This window comes from Pelagimonas sp. (assembly GCF_058892305.1).
The window spans coordinates 1-1811 of sequence record NZ_JBZXVN010000064.1 but is presented as its reverse complement, the minus strand read 5'-3'; the positions used below and the strand labels follow the sequence as shown (position 1 = coordinate 1811).

Here is a 1811-nt window from a genome sequence, read left to right as displayed (position 1 = left end):
GGGGCGCATGTAGATGCGTCGCGTTATGACGAGATGTATGCGCAATCGGTGAGTGATCCCGAAGGTTTTTGGGGGGCTCAGGCGGAGCGGCTTGATTGGATCAAGGCGCCGACGCAGGTGAAGAACACCAATTTCAACCTCGGCGAGGTCAATGTTGAGTGGTTTGGCGACGGCACTTTGAACGTCTCTGCCAACTGTATCGACCGTCATCTCGAAAAGCGCGGCAATCAGACTGCGATCATTTTCGAACCCGATGACCCAAAGGAACAAGCGCAAAGCATCACCTATAATGACCTGCATCGCCGGGTCTGCCGCATGGCCAACGTGCTCGAAGAGCTGGGCGTGCGCAAAGGGGACCGCGTTGTTATCTATCTGCCGATGATTCCCGAAGCCGCCTATGCCATGCTGGCCTGCGCGCGGATTGGCGCGATCCACTCGATTGTTTTTGCAGGATTTTCCCCTGATGCTCTGGCTGCTCGGGTCAATGGATCCGACGCCAAGGTTGTCATCACCGCCGACCACGCCCCGCGCGGCGGTCGCCAAACTCCGCTGAAATCCAACGCGGATGCGGCCCTGCTGCACTGCAAGGACACGGTCAAATGTCTGGTGGTCAAACGCACCGGCGGTCAGACCACCTGGATCGCTGATCGCGACTATGACTACAATGAAATGGTCATGGAAGTCGGCGATTATTGCCGCCCCGTCGAGATGAGCGCCGAAGACCCGCTGTTCATCCTCTATACCTCCGGTTCGACCGGCCAACCCAAGGGCGTTGTTCACACGTCTGGCGGGTATCTCCTCTATGCCGCTCTCACCCAAGAGGTGGTTTTTGACTACCAAGAGGGCGATGTTTACTGGTGTACTGCGGACGTTGGTTGGGTCACCGGACACTCGTATATCGTGTATGGCCCGCTGGCCAATGGCGCGACAACGGTGATGTTCGAAGGTGTTCCAACCTACCCGGATGCCTCGCGGTTCTGGCAGGTCTGTGAAAAGCACAAGGTCAATCAATTCTACACCGCCCCGACGGCCATTCGCGCCCTGATGGGTCAAGGTCCTGAATTTGTTGAAAAATGTGACCTGTCATCGCTGCGCATTCTTGGCACCGTCGGTGAGCCGATCAACCCCGAGGCTTGGAACTGGTACAATGATGTTGTTGGCGGCGGGCGTTGCCCAATCGTTGACACCTGGTGGCAGACCGAAACCGGCGGTCACATGATGACGCCGCTTCCCGGCGCGCATGCAACCAAACCGGGTAGTGCGATGAAGCCCTTCTTTGGCGTGCAGCCGGTGGTTCTTGACCCGCAATCAGGCGAAGAAATCGACACCTATCCGGTCGAAGGCGTTTTGGCGATCAAAGACAGCTGGCCCGGTCAGATGCGCACCATCTGGGGCGATCACGAGCGGTTCGAGAAGACTTACTTCTCTGATTACAAAGGCTACTACTTCTCGGGCGACGGGTGCCGCCGCGATGAGGATGGCGATTACTGGATCACTGGCCGCGTCGATGACGTGATCAACGTGTCTGGCCACCGGATGGGCACCGCCGAAGTTGAATCGGCTTTGGTTGCGCATGCTAAGGTCGCCGAAGCCGCAGTTGTCGGATATCCCCATGAAATCAAGGGCCAAGGCATCTATTGCTACGTCACCTTGATGAACGATGTGGAACCCACGGATGAGCTGCGCAAGGAGCTGCGGACCTGGGTGCGCACCGAAATCGGCCCCATCGCATCCCCCGACCTGATCCAATGGGCCCCCGGCCTGCCCAAAACCCGCTCCGGCAAAATCATGCGCCGCATCCTGCGCAAAAT

1 protein-coding gene is annotated in these 1811 nt (G+C 58.1%); it reads left to right on the top strand.

Annotated elements, in window-relative coordinates; genetic code table 11:
- Nucleotides 1–1811, top strand: a 1811-nt coding sequence (gene acs / locus AC5EFR_RS21615; protein WP_493577790.1) for an acetate--CoA ligase, incomplete at both ends; no start/stop codon positions are given.